We start from the raw sequence: 14,773 nt of genomic DNA, 5'->3' as shown, positions 1-14,773 counted from the left end.
GGAGTGAGTCGTGCTTAACGCCCGTCAGTTCTTCCGGCTTATGCGAAGCAAGGCTTAGATCAGACCCCAACTCGGTACGATAGAACCCCTCTCTCTCCGGGAGAGAGGCTGGGGGGTGAGGGAAACAAACAGGCAAAAAAAGGTTCATCGCGGAATCCGGGGGAGATGCGAGTTGACAGCCGGATAGCCAGTACTCTCTCTGTAGGAGCCAGCTTGCTGGCGAACATGCGCCATTCGCCAGCAAGCTGGCTCCTACAAGGTTTCGCGCGCCTTCGATTCACTCCGCCCGACAAGTCCGCCAAGGAGGTGTTGCAGGCTGCTTTCCGGGGAAGGCGGGAAGCCGGCGCCAGACAGTCGATCCGCTCGGATACGCGTCCGCACGCGACGCACCGGCAGTTGCAGCAGGACGCGCTGATCCTGCAGGTCACGATCCCGCACCTGGCGAATGTGCTGCTGCTCGTGGATCAACAGGTTGGGTCTGGCACGCGGCTGCAAATCGGGAAGCGCTCGGTTTGGGGTTCAAGACTGATCAGCAGGGGGTGGGGGTTGGGATGTTTGGCGATTGCCAATTTACCCACTTCCCCGACCGTCAACTCGCTCCTCCCCCCGATTCCGCAAAGAACCCAAAAAAAAAGCCGGGCATCGAGCCCGGCTTTTTGATTTTACAGGGGCATCACGCCTTGGGCAGCGTAACTCCGGTCTGCCCCTGATATTTGCCGCCGCGATCCTTGTACGACACTTCACAAGCCTCGTCGGATTGCAGGAACAGCATCTGCGCCACGCCTTCGTTGGCGTAAATCTTCGCTGGCAGGTTGGTGGTGTTGGAGAACTCCAGGGTCACGTGGCCTTCCCACTCCGGCTCCAGCGGCGTGACGTTGACGATGATGCCGCAGCGCGCATAGGTGCTTTTGCCCAGGCAGATGGTCAGCACATCACGCGGGATGCGGAAGTACTCGACCGTGCGAGCCAGGGCGAAGGAGTTCGGCGGGATGATGCAGACGTCGCTCTTGATGTCGACGAAGCTCTTCTCGTCGAAGTTCTTCGGATCCACCACCGCGGAATAGATATTGGTGAACACCTTGAACTCGTCGGCACAACGCACGTCGTAGCCATAGCTGGACACCCCGTAGGAAATCACCCGGCTCTCGTCCGCGCCGCGCACCTGGCGCTCGACGAACGGCTCGATCATCCCGTGTTCCTGTGCCATGCGGCGAATCCACTTGTCCGATTTGATGCTCATGGCGGCTGTCCTGTCAGGGGCTGAAAATTGACGGCGAATCTTACAGTCCGGCAGAAGCCTCGGCAAAGGCCCCGCCGGATGGCCGGGCCGTCAGTCGTCGCTGATCGTGATGTTCGGCATGGCAGTGGCGGCCTGGTCGGAAAGCGCGATCCGCGCACCCACACAGCGGGCCATCTGCTGGTAGATCATGGCGATCTGGCTTTCCGGGTCGGCGATGGTGGTGGGCTTGCCGCCGTCGGACTGCATTCGGATGGCCATGGACAGCGGCAGCGACGCCAGCAACTCGACACCATACTGGGCGGCCAGCTTCTCGCCGCCGCCCTCACCGAACAGGTGCTCGGCATGGCCGCAGTTGGAACAGATGTGCACCGCCATGTTCTCCACCACACCCAGCACAGGGATGTTCACCTTGCGGAACATCTCCACGCCCTTCTTGGCGTCCAGCAAGGCAAGGTCCTGCGGGGTGGTAACGATCACCGCGCCGGCCACCGGCACTTTCTGCGCCAGGGTCAGTTGAATGTCGCCAGTGCCCGGCGGCATATCCACCACCAGGTAGTCCAGGCCTTCCCAGGCGGTCTGGGTGATCAGCTGGATCAACGCACCGGAGACCATCGGGCCGCGCCACACCACCGGCGTGTTGTCGTCGGTAAGGAAAGCCATGGACATCACCTGGACACCATGGGCCTCGATAGGTACGAAGAACTTCTGGTCGCGCACCTTGGGCCGGGTGCCTTCGGGGATGCCGAACATGATGCCCTGACTGGGACCATAGATATCGGCGTCGAGGATGCCCACACGTGCACCTTCACGGGCCAGCGCAAGGGCCAGGTTCGCGGCGGTGGTGGACTTGCCCACGCCGCCCTTGCCGGAAGCGACGGCGATGATGTTCTTCACGTTGGCCAGGGCCGGCACCTGCTCCTGAGCCTTGTGCGCACCGATCACGCAGTCCACCTGCACTTCGGCGCTGTCGACGCCATCGAGGTTCTCCAGTGACATCTTCAGCATCTGCGCCCAGCCGGCTTTGAACAGTCCGGCGGCATAGCCCAGTTCCAGGCGCACGCGGACCTTGCCGCCCTGGATATCGACCTCACGCAGGCAACCGGCGCTGACTGGGTCCTGGTCAAGATGGGGATCGGTGAACTGGCGCAGCGTAGCTTCGACCAGGGCGCGGGAAAGGGTGCTCATGGTGGGACTCCAGATAAAGACCGAGCAAACCAGACTGCATGAAACCGGCTGCGCTCGGCGATGCGGCGTTAAAAACAACCTCGGCATGCTCATTTACAAACGTAAATTCCGCTTCCTCAGTTGTTTTTGCCTTGCCTTGCGTTCGCTCGCGACGGTTTCAAGCCGCCTGGAAACAGGTGGCTATCCTAACCGACCGCCCGACGCCTGGGACGCGCACGGATGAAAAATTCGCGCCGGACCTTTATAGTTGCCGACTTCCCTTCGTTCCGTATCCGGTAGCCGAGCACCATGACCGAGCCCCGCAAAATCCTTGTGACAAGCGCCCTCCCCTATGCCAACGGGTCCATCCACCTCGGGCATATGGTCGAGTACATCCAGACCGATATCTGGGTGCGCTTCCAGAAGATGCGCGGCAACCAGGCCATTTACGTCTGCGCCGACGACGCCCATGGCTCCGCCATCATGCTGCGCGCCGAAAAGGAAGGCATTAGCTCCGAGCAGTTGATCGACAACGTCCGCGCCGAGCACACCACCGACTTCGCCGACTTCCTGGTGGACTTCGACAACTACTACTCGACCCACTCGGAAGAGAACCGCGTCCTCTCCGGCAGCATCTACACCAAGCTGCGTGAAGCCGGCCACATCGGCACCCGTCCAGTCACTCAGTATTTCGACCCGGAAAAGCAGATGTTCCTGGCCGACCGTTTCATCAAGGGCACCTGCCCGAAATGTGGCGCTGAAGACCAGTACGGCGACAATTGCGAATCCTGCGGCGCCACATACTCGCCCACCGAGTTGAAGAATCCGAAGTCGGCGATTTCCGGCGCCACCCCGGTGCTCAAGGAGTCGCTGCACTACTTCTTCAAGCTGCCGAACTTCGACGCCATGCTGAAGCAGTGGACCCGCAGTGGCGCCCTGCAGGAGTCGGTGGCCAACAAGATCGCCGAATGGCTGGACGCCGGCCTGCAAGAGTGGGACATCAGCCGTGATGCGCCGTACTTCGGCTTCGAGATCCCGGATGCGCCTGGTAAGTACTTCTACGTCTGGCTGGATGCACCCATCGGCTACATGGCCAGCTTCCAGAACCTCTGCGCACGCCGCCCGGAGCTGGACTTCGACGCCTACTGGAACAAGAACTCGACCGCCGAGCTGTACCACTTCATCGGCAAGGACATCGTCAACTTCCACGCCCTGTTCTGGCCGGCCATGCTCGAAGGCGCCGGCTACCGCAAGCCGACCGCGCTGAACGTGCACGGCTACCTGACCGTGAACGGCCAGAAGATGTCCAAATCGCGCGGCACCTTCATCAAGGCGCGCACCTACCTTGACCACCTGAGCCCGGAATACCTGCGCTACTACTACGCTGCCAAGCTCGGCCGTGGCGTCGATGACCTCGACCTGAACCTCGAGGACTTCGTACAGAAGGTCAACTCCGACCTGGTGGGTAAAGTGGTCAACATCGCCAGCCGATGCGCCGGGTTCATCCACAAGGGCAATGCCGGCAAGCTGGTGGCCGATAACGCCGCCCCCGAGCTGTTCGCCGACTTCAAGGCAGCCGCCCCGAGCGTTGCCGACGCCTTCGAGAACCGTGACTTCGCCCGCGCCATGCGCGAAATCATGGCGCTGGCCGACCGCGCCAATGCCTGGATCGCCGACAAGGCGCCTTGGGCTCTGGCCAAGCAGGAAGGCAAGCAGGCCGAGGTGCAGGCTGTCTGCGCTGCCGGCGTCAACCTGTTCCGCCAGCTGGTGATTTTCCTCAAACCGGTGCTGCCGAGCCTGGCCGCCGCCGCCGAGGGCTTCCTCAACGTCGCCCCGCTGACCTGGGCCGACCACGAGACGCTGCTGGCCGACCACCAGCTGAACCCGTTCAACCCGCTGATGACCCGTATCGAGCCCGCGAAGATCGACGCCATGATTGCTGCCTCCAAGGAAGACCTCGCCGCCCAGAACACCGCCCCCGCCGTGCAGGGCAATGGCGAGCTGACCAAGGAGCCGCTGGCCGCCGAAATCGCCTTCGATACCTTCGCCGCCGTCGACCTGCGCATCGCCCTGATCGAGAAGGCCGAGTTCGTCGAAGGTGCCGACAAGCTGCTGCGCCTGACCCTCGACATCGGCGATGCCAAGCGCAACGTGTTCTCCGGCATCAAGAGCGCCTATCCGGACCCGAGCAAGCTGGAAGGTCGCCTGACCCTCTATGTCGCCAACCTGGCAGCGCGCAAGATGAAGTTCGGCGTTTCCGAAGGCATGGTCCTGGCGGCCGGCCCCGGCGGCGAAGAAATCTACCTGCTGAGCCCCGACAGTGGTGCCAAGCCGGGCCAGCGCGTGAAGTAAGCCAAGCGGCAGGAGCGGCCTCGCCGCTCCTGCGAGCTAGACTGCCCTCATACCTCCTGCCTCACCCCGAGGCCTTGCCCCTGCTCCTGCGCGGCCATGATCGAATTCATACTCACGCTGCTCAGCGCAGCGCTGGTCAACAACCTGCTCCTCGGCTTGCCGCTGGGCGCCGATGCGTTGCGCCAACCGCGCAGCCAGGCCCTGGCAATGGCCAGCTCGGCCATGCTGGTGTCGGCCGTGCCGCTGGCCTGGTTGCTAGACCGCCTGTTGCTGACGCCGTTGGGGCTGGGGGCGCTGCGCCTGTTCCTCTTCCTGCCACTGCTGGCACCGCTCGCCTGGCTGGCCCTGCGACTGCTCGCGCAGCTACGCCCGACCTTGCCCAGTCACGGCCTCTGGCCGCTGCTGCTGGGCAACGGCGCAGCCCTCGGCGCCATGCTGTTGGCCAGCGCCAACAGCTTCTGGCATGCCCTGGGCCTGGGCATCGGTGGCGGCCTCGGTTTCTGGCTGGCCCTCACCCTGTTCGATGACCTGCTTGAGCAGGTGGAACAGACCGATGTGCCCGCCCCTTTCAAAGGCACGCCCATGCTGCTGATCTGCGCTGGACTCATGGGGCTGGCCTTCCTTGGTTTCAACGGATTCGGCACTACATGAACGACTTAGCCCTGATCCGCAGCATCGACGCCCTGCTGCCACAAACCCAGTGCGGGAAATGCGGCCACCCCGGTTGCAAGCCCTACGCCGAAGGCATCGCCCAAGGTGAGGCGATCAACAAGTGCCCGCCAGGCGGCAGCGCCACGATCCAGGCTTTGGCCGAGTTGCTGCACGTCCCGATATTGCCCCTGGATGCGCCCAACGGGCCGGTACCGCCACAGATCGCCTTCATCCGCGAGGCCGAGTGCATCGGTTGCACCAAGTGCATCCAGGCCTGCCCGGTGGACGCCATCGTCGGCGCAGCCAAGCAGATGCATACCATCCTCACAGACGAATGCACCGGCTGCGAGCTGTGTGTGGCGCCTTGCCCTGTGGATTGCATCGACATCCTGCCGTTAGCCGAGCCGGAAGCCGTGGCGCAGCGCCAGCGAGCCGACCAGTTTCGCACCCGCTTTGAAGCCCACAATGCACGCCTGCAGCGAGACGAGGCCCGCAGGCAGGCCGAGCGCGCAGCCCGTGCCAACCGAGCGGTCCGGGTACAGACCCCGCAAGCGGCAGCTCCCGCCGATCCGGTGCAGGCTGCCATTGAGCGGGTCAAGGCACAGAAAGCCACCAGCACAACACTGAGCGACCAGCAGAAGCGCCTGAAGATCGAAGCCGCCATGGCCCAGGTCGCCCTCACCAAGGCCGAAAAGCAGTTGGCAGCCTACGGCACCGCTGAATTGGAAACCCTGGTGGCGGAACTGCGAGCTGCCAACGACAAGGCGCAAGCTGCCCTCAAGGCCGCCCTGGCGGCTCCGGTCACCAACGATGCCCAGCACAAGCAGGCAAAAATCGCCGCCGCCATGGCCCGCGCACAGCTGAGCAAGGCCGAGACAGCTTACGGCGACGACCCCTCCGCGGATCAGTTGGCTCAATTGGAGGAACTGCGCCGCATCGTCGACCAGGCCCAGCAACGCCTGGAAGCCACCCAACCGACCAGTGCCTTGCCCAGTGAAGGCGAGGCACGCCTCAAGCAAGCCAAGATCGCCCTGGCCAGCCGCCGTGCCGAACTCAAGAGTGCCGAGCAGCGTGGCGCCACCGAGCCGGAGCTGGTCGCCCTGCGCCAGGCCCTGGCGGATGCGGAGCAAGCCCTGCACACGGCAGAAGAAGCCAGCGGAAAACCAGTACCGCAGCTACAGCGCATCGAAAAGCGCCCGATCGACCCTGCATTGCGGGCGCTGAAAACCGAGCTGGCCTACGCCCGTGCGGAGGTCAGCAAACTGGAGCGCCAGGCCGATGTCGACGAACAATTGCTGGCCCAAGCACGCGAACGCCTGGCAACCGCTGAACGGCAGCTCAGTGAACAGCGCTGATCGTGCGTTTTGCCCAATGCACAGCCCGGAGAGTGGCTGTGACTAAGTCGGCATTCGACCCACGCCCCAGCATGCAGTGGGTGCTGCTCGCCTGCCTTCCTGGCCTCCTGACCCTGCTCTGGCAATTCGGCTGGGGCAGCCTGTTGCAACTGCTCATCGCCATCGTCACCGCGGTGGCTTGCGAGGCGCTAGTACGTCGCCTACGTCACCAATCGGTCCAGGCCGATCAATCGCTGTTCAACCAGCCGCTGCTGGCCGAGGGCAGCGCCTTGGTCAGCGCCGCTCTACTGGCATTGACGCTACCGCCCTATGCACCTTGGTGGCTGACGGTCTGCACCTGCGCCTTCGCCATCCTGTTCGGCAAGGCGCTGTTCGGAGGCTTCGGCCAGAACCCCTTCAACCCGGCCATGCTCGGTTGCGCGCTCGCACTGGTCGCCTTCCCCGCAGCCATGAGCCAATGGCCGGTACCGGGTCACCATCCGGGGCTGGGCGCCTCGATCCAGCATGTCTTCGGCCTTGAAAGCGGCCTGGTTGACGGCTGGAGCCAAGCCACCGCCCTGGACAGCCTGAAGCACAACAACCGTTTGACGGTCGAAGAGCTCTTCGCCGGGCACCCGGCCTTCGGCGGAGTCGGTGGACGCGGCAGCGAATGGGTCAACCTCGCCTTCCTCGCAGGCGGCCTGTTGCTCCTGCAGCGCAAGGTCATCCGCTGGCAGATCCCCGCCGGCACGCTCGCCAGCCTCTTCATCCTGAGCCTGTTGTGCTGGAACGGCAGCGGTTCCGACTCCAACGGCTCACCGCTGTTCCATCTGTTCACCGGGGCTACCATGCTCGGCGCATTTTTCATCGCCACCGAGCCTGTCACCAGCCCATCGGAAGACCGCGCGCGCCTGCTGTTCGGCATCGGCGTTGGCGCGCTGGCCTATGCGATCCGTACCTGGGGCGGCTATCCGGACGGCGTGGCCTTTGCCGTGCTGCTGATGAACCTGCTGGTGCCGCTGCTCGAGCGCACCACCTCGCGCACCGTTGGGGCACAGCCATGAGCGCCCGGCAGATTGGCCACCTAGCACTGATCGCCATCCTCGGCCTGGCAATCCTGATCGGCCTGCAGCAGGCACTCGGTGGGCGTATCGAAGCCGAGCGGCAAGCCGCCGCCGAGCGCGCCCTGCTCGACCTATTGCCGCCCGGCAGCTACGACAACCACCCACTGGCCCGCCCCATTGCCATTCAAGCCGCCGAGCTGCTGGGCAGTCCCGAGCCGCCTGCTGCCTGGCTTGCTACCCGGCAAGGCTCGCCCAGCGCCGTGCTTTTGAAAGCCCGCGCCAAAGGCTACGAAGGCCCGATCCAGCTGCTGCTGGCCATTCGCCCGGATGGCCGCTTGCTGGCCGTGAAAGTGCTAGCCCACCGCGAAACGCCCGGCATCGGCGACCGCATCGAAGCAGCCAGGAGCAGCTGGCTCGAAAGTTTCAGCGGCCACTCCCTTGCCAGTTACCCGAACCAGGAATGGCGCGTGAAGGCCGACAAGGGCCAATTCGACGAGATTGCCGGCGCCACCATCACTTCCCGCGCGGTCGTGACCGCCACCCAGCACGCGCTGCAGTTCTTCGACCGCAATCGTGATCGGCTGCTGGCCCCGACCAAGGAGCCCACGCCATGAGCCCCCGGCAAGCTGGTTTTGGCCTGTTGGGTTTGGCAGTGCTGGTCGGTGCCTGCGACCTGGCCGTCAAGGGCCTTGGCCTGGCCCTGGCCGGCCTGCCCTTGACCGCGCTGTTCGGATTACTGCTGATTCCGCTGCGCAGCCATCTCGACGGCCCCGCCTACTGGCTGGGTGTGCTGCTGACGACGGCCCTGCTGGTCAGCCTGATCGACCTGCTGATGCAAGCCTGGGCGTTCGAATTGCACCGTAGCCTCGGCCCGTTCCTGGCCCTGCTCACACTCCCCTGTCTGCAACTGGCGCAGGCCCCCTCCAGCACCTTGCGCGCCGGATGTATCTTCGCCCTCCTGGCGCTGCTGCTCGGCTGTCTACGCGAAGTGCTCGGCCACGCCGGATTGTTCGCCCACCTGGACTGGCTGCTAGGGCCCGTCGCCCTCGGCTGGCAATTGAAATTCGGTGCCGACGGCATTCCGCTGTTCGCTTTGGCCCCCGGTGGATTTATCCTGCTGGGTATCCTGATCGCACTTTGGCGCACCCTTTCAGCTTCGTACTCCAATCGCCCATGAACGCCGCAAAACGTCTCGAAATCTTCCGCCGCCTGCACGAAGACAATCCCAACCCTCAAACCGAATTGGCCTACAGCACGCCCTTCGAACTGCTGATCGCGGTAATCCTCTCCGCCCAGGCCACCGATGTCGGGGTCAACAAGGCCACGGCGAAGCTCTACCCGGTGGCCAACACGCCGGAAGCCATTTACGCCCTCGGCGTCGACGGGTTGTCGGAGTACATCAAGACCATCGGCCTCTACAACAGCAAGGCGAAGAACGTCATCGAAACCTGCCGCCTGCTGATCGAGAAGCACGGCAGCCAGGTGCCGGATAACCGTGAAGACCTCGAAGCCCTGCCGGGTGTCGGTCGCAAGACCGCCAACGTGGTGCTCAACACGGCATTCCGGCAACCGGCCATGGCCGTGGACACGCACATCTTCCGGGTCAGCAACCGCACCGGCATCGCTCCGGGCAAGACCGTGCTGGAGGTGGAAAAGAAGTTGGTGAAATTTGTGCCAAAAGAATTCCTGCTGGATGCACACCACTGGCTGATCCTGCATGGCCGCTACGTTTGCCAGGCACGCAAGCCCCGCTGCGGCAGCTGCCGGATCGAGGATCTTTGCGAGTTCAAGACGAAGACCTCGGACGATTGAATCTTTATTTATTTGACCCTTCGGGCAATTGAAAAAATCTTTTTTACCACCCCCAACTTTGCCGTTATAAGGTGCGCCAATAGCGCCTCGTATTGTGGAGTGATCCTGATGAGCACCGGCAAAGATGAAATCGAGATCGAAGAAGACTTCGTCTCGGAAGACGCTGAAGACGGCGAAGCCCCAGTGGAAAACGCCAAGACCAACCTGACCAAGCGCCGCATCATCGACAACTACCTCGAAGAACGTCGCTTGCAGAAGCAACTCTCCGATTACGATTTCGACTTGTAATCGAGAAACAATAAAAAGCCCCGCTTCGCGGGGCTTTTCTTTATCCAGTGTGAGCAGTTCGCTCAGTCCTGGCGCGACGGCGAAAGGAGTTCGATCTTGTAGCCGTCCGGGTCTTCCACGAAGGCCAGGATGCTGCTGCCATGCTTCATCGGACCCGGCTCGCGGGTGATCTTGCCACCGCGCGCACGGATGTCCTCGCAGGCCTTGTAGACGTCCGCCACTTCCAGGGCGATATGGCCGTAACCGGTACCCAGCTCGTAGCTGTCAACGCCCCAGTTGTAGGTCAGCTCAATCACACTGTTGTGGGCTTCATCGCCGTAACCGACGAATGCCAGGGTGAACTGGCCGTCCGGGTAATCCTTGCGCCGCAACAGTGTCATGCCTAGTACTTCGGTATAGAACGCGATGGATTTGTCCAGATCGCCGACACGCAGCATGGTATGCAGCAACCTCATCGTTCTTCTCCTCATTGGCTAAAAGAAAAACCCCGGCTCGTGGCCGGGGTTGTGCCTGTAGGAACGAGCTTGCTCGCGAACCGGGGTAAAAGCAAAAGCTTCGCGAGCGGAACTCGCTCCTACATCAGTCAGCTCAGAACAGCTTGCGGCCTTTGTTCGCAGCAATGCGCATGCGCAGGGCGTTGAGCTTGATGAAGCCCGCGGCATCGGCCTGGTTGTAGGCGCCGGCATCGTCCTCGAAGGTGGCGATGTTGGCGTCGAACAGGGAGTCGTCGGACTTGCGGCCAACCACGATGACGTTGCCCTTGTACAGCTTCAGGCGCACCACACCATTCACGTTGGCCTGGGAGGCATCGATCATCTGCTGCAGCATCAGACGCTCCGGGCTCCACCAGTAACCGGTGTAGATCAGGCTGGCGTACTTCGGCATCAGCTCGTCTTTCAGGTGCGCGACTTCGCGATCCAGGGTGATGGACTCGATGGCGCGGTGGGCCTTGAGCATGATGGTGCCGCCGGGGGTCTCGTAGCAGCCACGAGACTTCATGCCGACATAGCGGTTCTCGACGATGTCGAGGCGGCCAACGCCGTTCTCGCCACCGATGCGGTTCAGCTCGGCCAGCACCTGAGCCGGAGTCATTTCCTTGCCGTCGATGGCAACGATGTCACCGGCGCGGTAGGTCAGCTCGATGTAGGTCGGGGTGTTCGGCGCGGCTTCCGGAGACTTGGTCCAGCGCCACATGTCCTCTTCGTGCTCGGTCCAGGTGTCTTCCAGCACGCCGCCTTCATAGGAGATGTGCAGCAGGTTGGCGTCCATGGAGTACGGGGATTTTTTCTTGCCGTGACGCTCGATCGGGATACCGTGCTTTTCGGCGTAGTCCATGAGCTTCTCGCGGGACAGCAGGTCCCACTCGCGCCAGGGAGCGATCACCTTGACGCCCGGCTTCAGCGCATAGGCGCCGAGCTCGAAACGTACCTGGTCGTTACCCTTGCCGGTAGCGCCATGGGAGATGGCATCGGCGCCGGTCTCGTTGGCGATCTCGATCAGACGCTTGGCGATCAGCGGACGGGCAATGGAGGTGCCCAGCAGGTACTCGCCTTCGTAGACGGTGTTGGCGCGGAACATCGGGTAGACGAAATCGCGGACGAATTCTTCGCGCAGGTCGTCAATGTAGATTTCCTTGACGCCCATGGCCTGTGCCTTGGCGCGGGCCGGCTCGACCTCTTCGCCCTGACCCAGGTCAGCGGTGAAGGTCACCACTTCGCAGTTATAGGTATCTTGCAGCCACTTGAGGATCACCGAGGTGTCCAGGCCACCGGAATAAGCCAGGACAACCTTCTTTACGTCCGCCATGCCATCAACTCCACGGGGGTTGTACGAAAAACCCGTGATTCTACTGACCCTGGCGGCCAAATTATAGAGGCGCGACAGCTTATGACGACGAGGCGACAGTTTATGTCGAGGGCGCGACTTGAGTCAGCCGCCTGCCCCAGCCGTTGGTACGGTAGTCGGGGCTGCGCCAGCGCGCACCGCCGCTGCATCAGTGGCTGGCACCGCAGGTTGTGCCGGTAAGGCCTCGGTAGCAGCGGCGGGCGCTTGTGCGGGTACCTCCACCCGGGACAGCTGAATGGTTACCCGGCGGTTCTTCGCACGATTGCCCGTGCTGCTGTTCGACGCTAGCGGGTAACGCTCGCCGTGGAAGCGCATGACGATCTGGTCGCCAGGAATGCCATTGGCCTTCAGGTAGTCGGACACCGCCTGGGCCCGGCGCCGTGAGAGGTCGCGATTGGTCAGGCGGTTGCCACTATTGTCCGAATGCCCGTCGACTTCGATGTGGTTCACGCTGGGGTCTGCCTTGATGAAGTCGACGATGATCTCCAACTTTGCCTGTCCCATGGCATCGAGATCGACGCCGCCACCCGGGAAACCGATCTGGGCCCGTTTGATCTGGTCGTAGTTGACCGGCAACAGCTTGGCCGTGCAGGCGAGATATTCCTGATAGGCCTGCTTGAACTTCACTGGCAGCAAGCGAACCTCAACGGACTCGCCGCCCTGCAGCGTCCGATGTCGCACAACGGGGCTGCGCCCATCCAGCAAACCGGTGAGCAAGCGCCCAGCCTGCTGCTGCGAGCTGTTGAACGGCACCTCACCGGAACCCACGCTGACGACACCCAGATTGATATCACCTCGCCCGGGCTGCCAGGGTGCCGCGGCCGCGAGGAGGGTTGCGGAGCCTACCCCTAGCCAACGCTCCCTGGCCTTGAGCCGGAACGTCGCCTGCTCACCGGCGCGTCGCACGAACTCGCCAGCCCCGAAATCCGCAATGGGCTGCGACAGGCGGCACTCGAACTTGTCCCCTTCAACCTTCCACTCCACCTTCTCCAAGCGTGTCTGGAACGTAATGGCCATGGCCGGCAGGCTGGCGAGCAAGCTGAGCAGGACGAGGTAGCGCTGACGCACGGCGGGCTCCACGGAGAAAATCGGCACTCCAGAGGGCTATCGGAGCCAACGGGCAAAACTTGAGGCCCAAATACCCGGCGGCGCAAGCGCGGCGTGCCCCTGCCTGCCTTTTCCGGTAGCATGCACGACGAGTTCTGCCCGCCTGGAAGCCCCTCATGTCCGACCGTTTGACCCTCCTGCGTCCCGACGACTGGCACATCCACCTGCGTGATGGTGCCGTGCTGGCCCATACCGTCGCAGATGCCGCCCGCACTTTCGGCCGCGCCATCATCATGCCCAACCTGGTGCCCCCTGTTCGAAACGCCGAAGAAGCCGACGCTTACCGTCAGCGCATTCTTGCCGCCCGCCCCGCCGGCAGCCGCTTCGAACCGCTGATGGTGCTCTACCTCACCGACCGCACCAGCCCTGAGGACATCCGCGCGGCCAAGGCCTCCGGCTTCATCCATGCAGCCAAGCTCTACCCGGCGGGCGCGACCACCAACTCGGACTCCGGCGTCACCAGCATCGACAAGATCTTCCCGGCCCTGGAAGCCATGGCCGAAGTAGGTATGCTCCTGCTGGTGCACGGCGAAGTGACCCGTGGCGAAATCGACGTGTTCGACCGTGAGAAGGTGTTCATCGACGAGCATCTGCGTCGCGTGGTCGAGCGCTTCCCGACGCTGAAAGTGGTGTTCGAGCACATCACCACCAGCGATGCGGTGCAGTTCGTGAATAGCGCCTCGACCAACGTTGCGGCCACCATCACCGCCCATCATCTGCTGTACAACCGCAACCACATGCTGGTCGGGGGCATTCGCCCGCACTTCTACTGCTTGCCGATCCTCAAGCGCAACGTGCACCAGGAAGCCCTCCTCGACGCGGCCACCAGTGGCAGCACGAAGTTCTTCCTTGGTACCGACTCGGCACCACACGCCAAGCAGGCCAAGGAAGCCGCCTGTGGCTGCGCCGGCTGCTACACCGCCTATGCGGCTATCGAGCTCTATGCCGAAGCCTTCGAGCAGCGTAACGCGCTGGACAAACTGGAAGCCTTTGCGAGCATGCATGGCCCCGACTTCTACGGTTTGCCGCGTAATACCGACCACATCACCCTGATTCGCGAAGAATGGACCGCCCCCGCCACCCTGCCCCTCGGTGAGCAAAGCGTAGTTCCGCTGCGCGCTGGCGAGACGCTGCGTTGGCGTCTGCTGGAGGAGAAAGCGTGAGCGAAGACCTCTACGAAGACGAACTCGACGTCAGCTTTCCAGCCGGGCCGCGCCATCCCATGGCTGCGCGATTCCGTGGCTACCTGCCCGTGGTGGTGGACGTCGAGACCGGGGGCTTCAACGCCGCCACCGATGCCCTGCTGGAGATCGCCGCGACTACCGTGGCGATGGATGAGCAAGGGTTTCTCTACCCGGATCACACGCATTTCTTCCGCGTCGAGCCATTCGAAGGCGCCAACATCGAACAGGCGGCACTGGAGTTCACCGGTATCAAGCTGGATCATCCGCTGCGCATGGCGGTAACCGAGGAGCACGCGCTGACCGAAATCTTCCGTGGCCTGCGCAAGTCGATCAAGGCCAACGGCTGCAAGCGGGCGATCCTGGTCGGCCACAACAGCAGTTTCGACCTCGGCTTCCTCAACGCAGCGGTTCTGCGTACCGGCATCAAGCGCAACCCGTTCCACCCGTTCTCGAGCTTCGACACGGCCACCCTGGCCGGTCTTGCCTATGGCCAGACTGTCCTGGCAAAAGCCTGCCAGGCCGCCGGCATCGAGTTCGACGGCCGAGAAGCGCACTCAGCCCGTTACGACACCGAGAAGACCGCCGAGCTGTTCTGCGGCATCGTCAACCGTTGGAAGGAGATGGGCGGCTGGATGGAAGATTACGACTGACCCCACCGCGTCCTCCGTAGGGGCCCGCTTGCCGGCGAACATTCGCGAGCAAGCTCGCTCCTACGAAAAACCCAGACATGAA

At 63.1% G+C, this 14,773-nt stretch carries 16 protein-coding genes; 11 read left to right on the top strand and 5 right to left on the bottom strand.

The genetic code is table 11. The annotated features are described in order from the left end of the window. Positions 1 to 213: 213 nt before the first annotated feature. Entirely contained in the window at positions 214 to 660 is a 447-nt protein-coding gene (locus tag J7302_RS00380; protein ID WP_215368580.1) for a hypothetical protein, read from the top strand. A gap of 13 nt (positions 661 to 673) precedes the next feature. On the opposite strand, the gene dcd is transcribed toward J7302_RS00380, so the two are convergent. Together dcd and apbC are read right to left on the bottom strand one after the other, a co-directional pair. Continuing rightward, complete coding sequence (dcd, locus tag J7302_RS00375; RefSeq protein ID WP_215368579.1) at positions 674 to 1,240, bottom strand: dCTP deaminase; 567 nt, start codon at positions 1,238 to 1,240, stop codon at positions 674 to 676. A gap of 90 nt (positions 1,241 to 1,330) precedes the next feature. Then, positions 1,331 to 2,425, bottom strand: coding sequence for an iron-sulfur cluster carrier protein ApbC (apbC, locus tag J7302_RS00370; protein ID WP_215368577.1), 1,095 nt, complete (start codon positions 2,423 to 2,425; stop codon positions 1,331 to 1,333). 288 nt (positions 2,426 to 2,713) lie between these two features. On the opposite strand from apbC, the gene metG reads away from it, so the two are divergent. From metG to J7302_RS00330, 8 genes are all read left to right on the top strand, one after another. Further along, positions 2,714 to 4,756 carry a methionine--tRNA ligase gene (gene metG, locus J7302_RS00365; RefSeq protein WP_215368575.1) on the top strand — a complete coding sequence of 681 codons (2,043 nt, stop codon included), beginning with the start codon at positions 2,714 to 2,716 and terminating at the stop codon, positions 4,754 to 4,756. Positions 4,757 to 4,852: 96 nt separating this feature from the next. Beyond that, positions 4,853 to 5,407 carry an Rnf-Nqr domain containing protein gene (locus tag J7302_RS00360; RefSeq protein ID WP_215368572.1) on the top strand — a complete coding sequence of 185 codons (555 nt, stop codon included), beginning with the start codon at positions 4,853 to 4,855 and terminating at the stop codon, positions 5,405 to 5,407. Continuing rightward, on the top strand, positions 5,404 to 6,762 hold the full coding sequence (gene rsxB / locus J7302_RS00355; protein ID WP_251701798.1) for an electron transport complex subunit RsxB: 1,359 nt from the start codon (positions 5,404 to 5,406) through the stop codon (positions 6,760 to 6,762). Before J7302_RS00360 ends, rsxB begins: the two co-directional genes overlap by 4 nt. Positions 6,763 to 6,794: 32 nt before the next feature. Then, positions 6,795 to 7,805, top strand: a complete 1,011-nt coding sequence (locus J7302_RS00350; RefSeq protein ID WP_394359061.1) for an RnfABCDGE type electron transport complex subunit D — start codon at positions 6,795 to 6,797, stop codon at positions 7,803 to 7,805. Further along, positions 7,802 to 8,419 (top strand): RnfABCDGE type electron transport complex subunit G, encoded by a 618-nt coding sequence (locus J7302_RS00345; RefSeq protein ID WP_215368571.1) that lies wholly within the window; start codon positions 7,802 to 7,804, stop codon positions 8,417 to 8,419. The genes J7302_RS00350 and J7302_RS00345 overlap by 4 nt, the downstream gene beginning before the upstream one ends. Beyond that, complete coding sequence (locus J7302_RS00340; protein ID WP_215368570.1) at positions 8,416 to 8,982, top strand: Rnf-Nqr domain containing protein; 567 nt, start codon at positions 8,416 to 8,418, stop codon at positions 8,980 to 8,982. Before J7302_RS00345 ends, J7302_RS00340 begins: the two co-directional genes overlap by 4 nt. Next, a complete protein-coding gene (gene nth, locus J7302_RS00335) occupies positions 8,979 to 9,617 on the top strand; it encodes an endonuclease III (RefSeq protein WP_215368569.1) in 639 nt (212 codons plus the stop codon). Before J7302_RS00340 ends, nth begins: the two co-directional genes overlap by 4 nt. A 108-nt stretch (positions 9,618 to 9,725) precedes the next feature. Then, positions 9,726 to 9,905 (top strand): PA3496 family putative envelope integrity protein, encoded by a 180-nt coding sequence (locus tag J7302_RS00330; protein WP_215368567.1) that lies wholly within the window; start codon positions 9,726 to 9,728, stop codon positions 9,903 to 9,905. A gap of 62 nt (positions 9,906 to 9,967) precedes the next feature. On the opposite strand, the gene gloA is transcribed toward J7302_RS00330, so the two are convergent. From gloA to J7302_RS00315, 3 genes are all read right to left on the bottom strand, one after another. Further along, entirely contained in the window at positions 9,968 to 10,360 is a 393-nt protein-coding gene (gene gloA / locus J7302_RS00325) for a lactoylglutathione lyase (protein WP_215368566.1), read from the bottom strand. Positions 10,361 to 10,493: 133 nt separating this feature from the next. After that, positions 10,494 to 11,711: an argininosuccinate synthase gene (locus J7302_RS00320; protein WP_215368565.1), complete on the bottom strand. Its 1,218-nt coding sequence runs from the start codon at positions 11,709 to 11,711 to the stop codon at positions 10,494 to 10,496. A gap of 123 nt (positions 11,712 to 11,834) precedes the next feature. Continuing rightward, positions 11,835 to 12,818 carry a flagellar protein MotY gene (locus J7302_RS00315; protein ID WP_215368563.1) on the bottom strand — a complete coding sequence of 328 codons (984 nt, stop codon included), beginning with the start codon at positions 12,816 to 12,818 and terminating at the stop codon, positions 11,835 to 11,837. Between the two features lie 155 nt (positions 12,819 to 12,973). Here J7302_RS00315 and pyrC point away from each other — a divergent pair, with 155 nt between their 5' ends. Together pyrC and rnt are read left to right on the top strand one after the other, a co-directional pair. Then, positions 12,974 to 14,020, top strand: a complete 1,047-nt coding sequence (gene pyrC / locus J7302_RS00310) for a dihydroorotase (protein WP_215368561.1) — start codon at positions 12,974 to 12,976, stop codon at positions 14,018 to 14,020. Continuing rightward, positions 14,017 to 14,691, top strand: coding sequence for a ribonuclease T (gene rnt / locus J7302_RS00305; RefSeq protein ID WP_215368558.1), 675 nt, complete (start codon positions 14,017 to 14,019; stop codon positions 14,689 to 14,691). Before pyrC ends, rnt begins: the two co-directional genes overlap by 4 nt. Positions 14,692 to 14,773: the final 82 nt, after the last annotated feature.

Origin of the sequence: Metapseudomonas boanensis, from assembly GCF_018704125.1 — a bacterium.
Lineage (GTDB): Bacteria > Pseudomonadota > Gammaproteobacteria > Pseudomonadales > Pseudomonadaceae > Metapseudomonas > Metapseudomonas boanensis.
The sequence above is the reverse complement of the archived record's forward strand: the minus strand, read 5'-3'. Positions and strand labels throughout refer to the sequence as shown.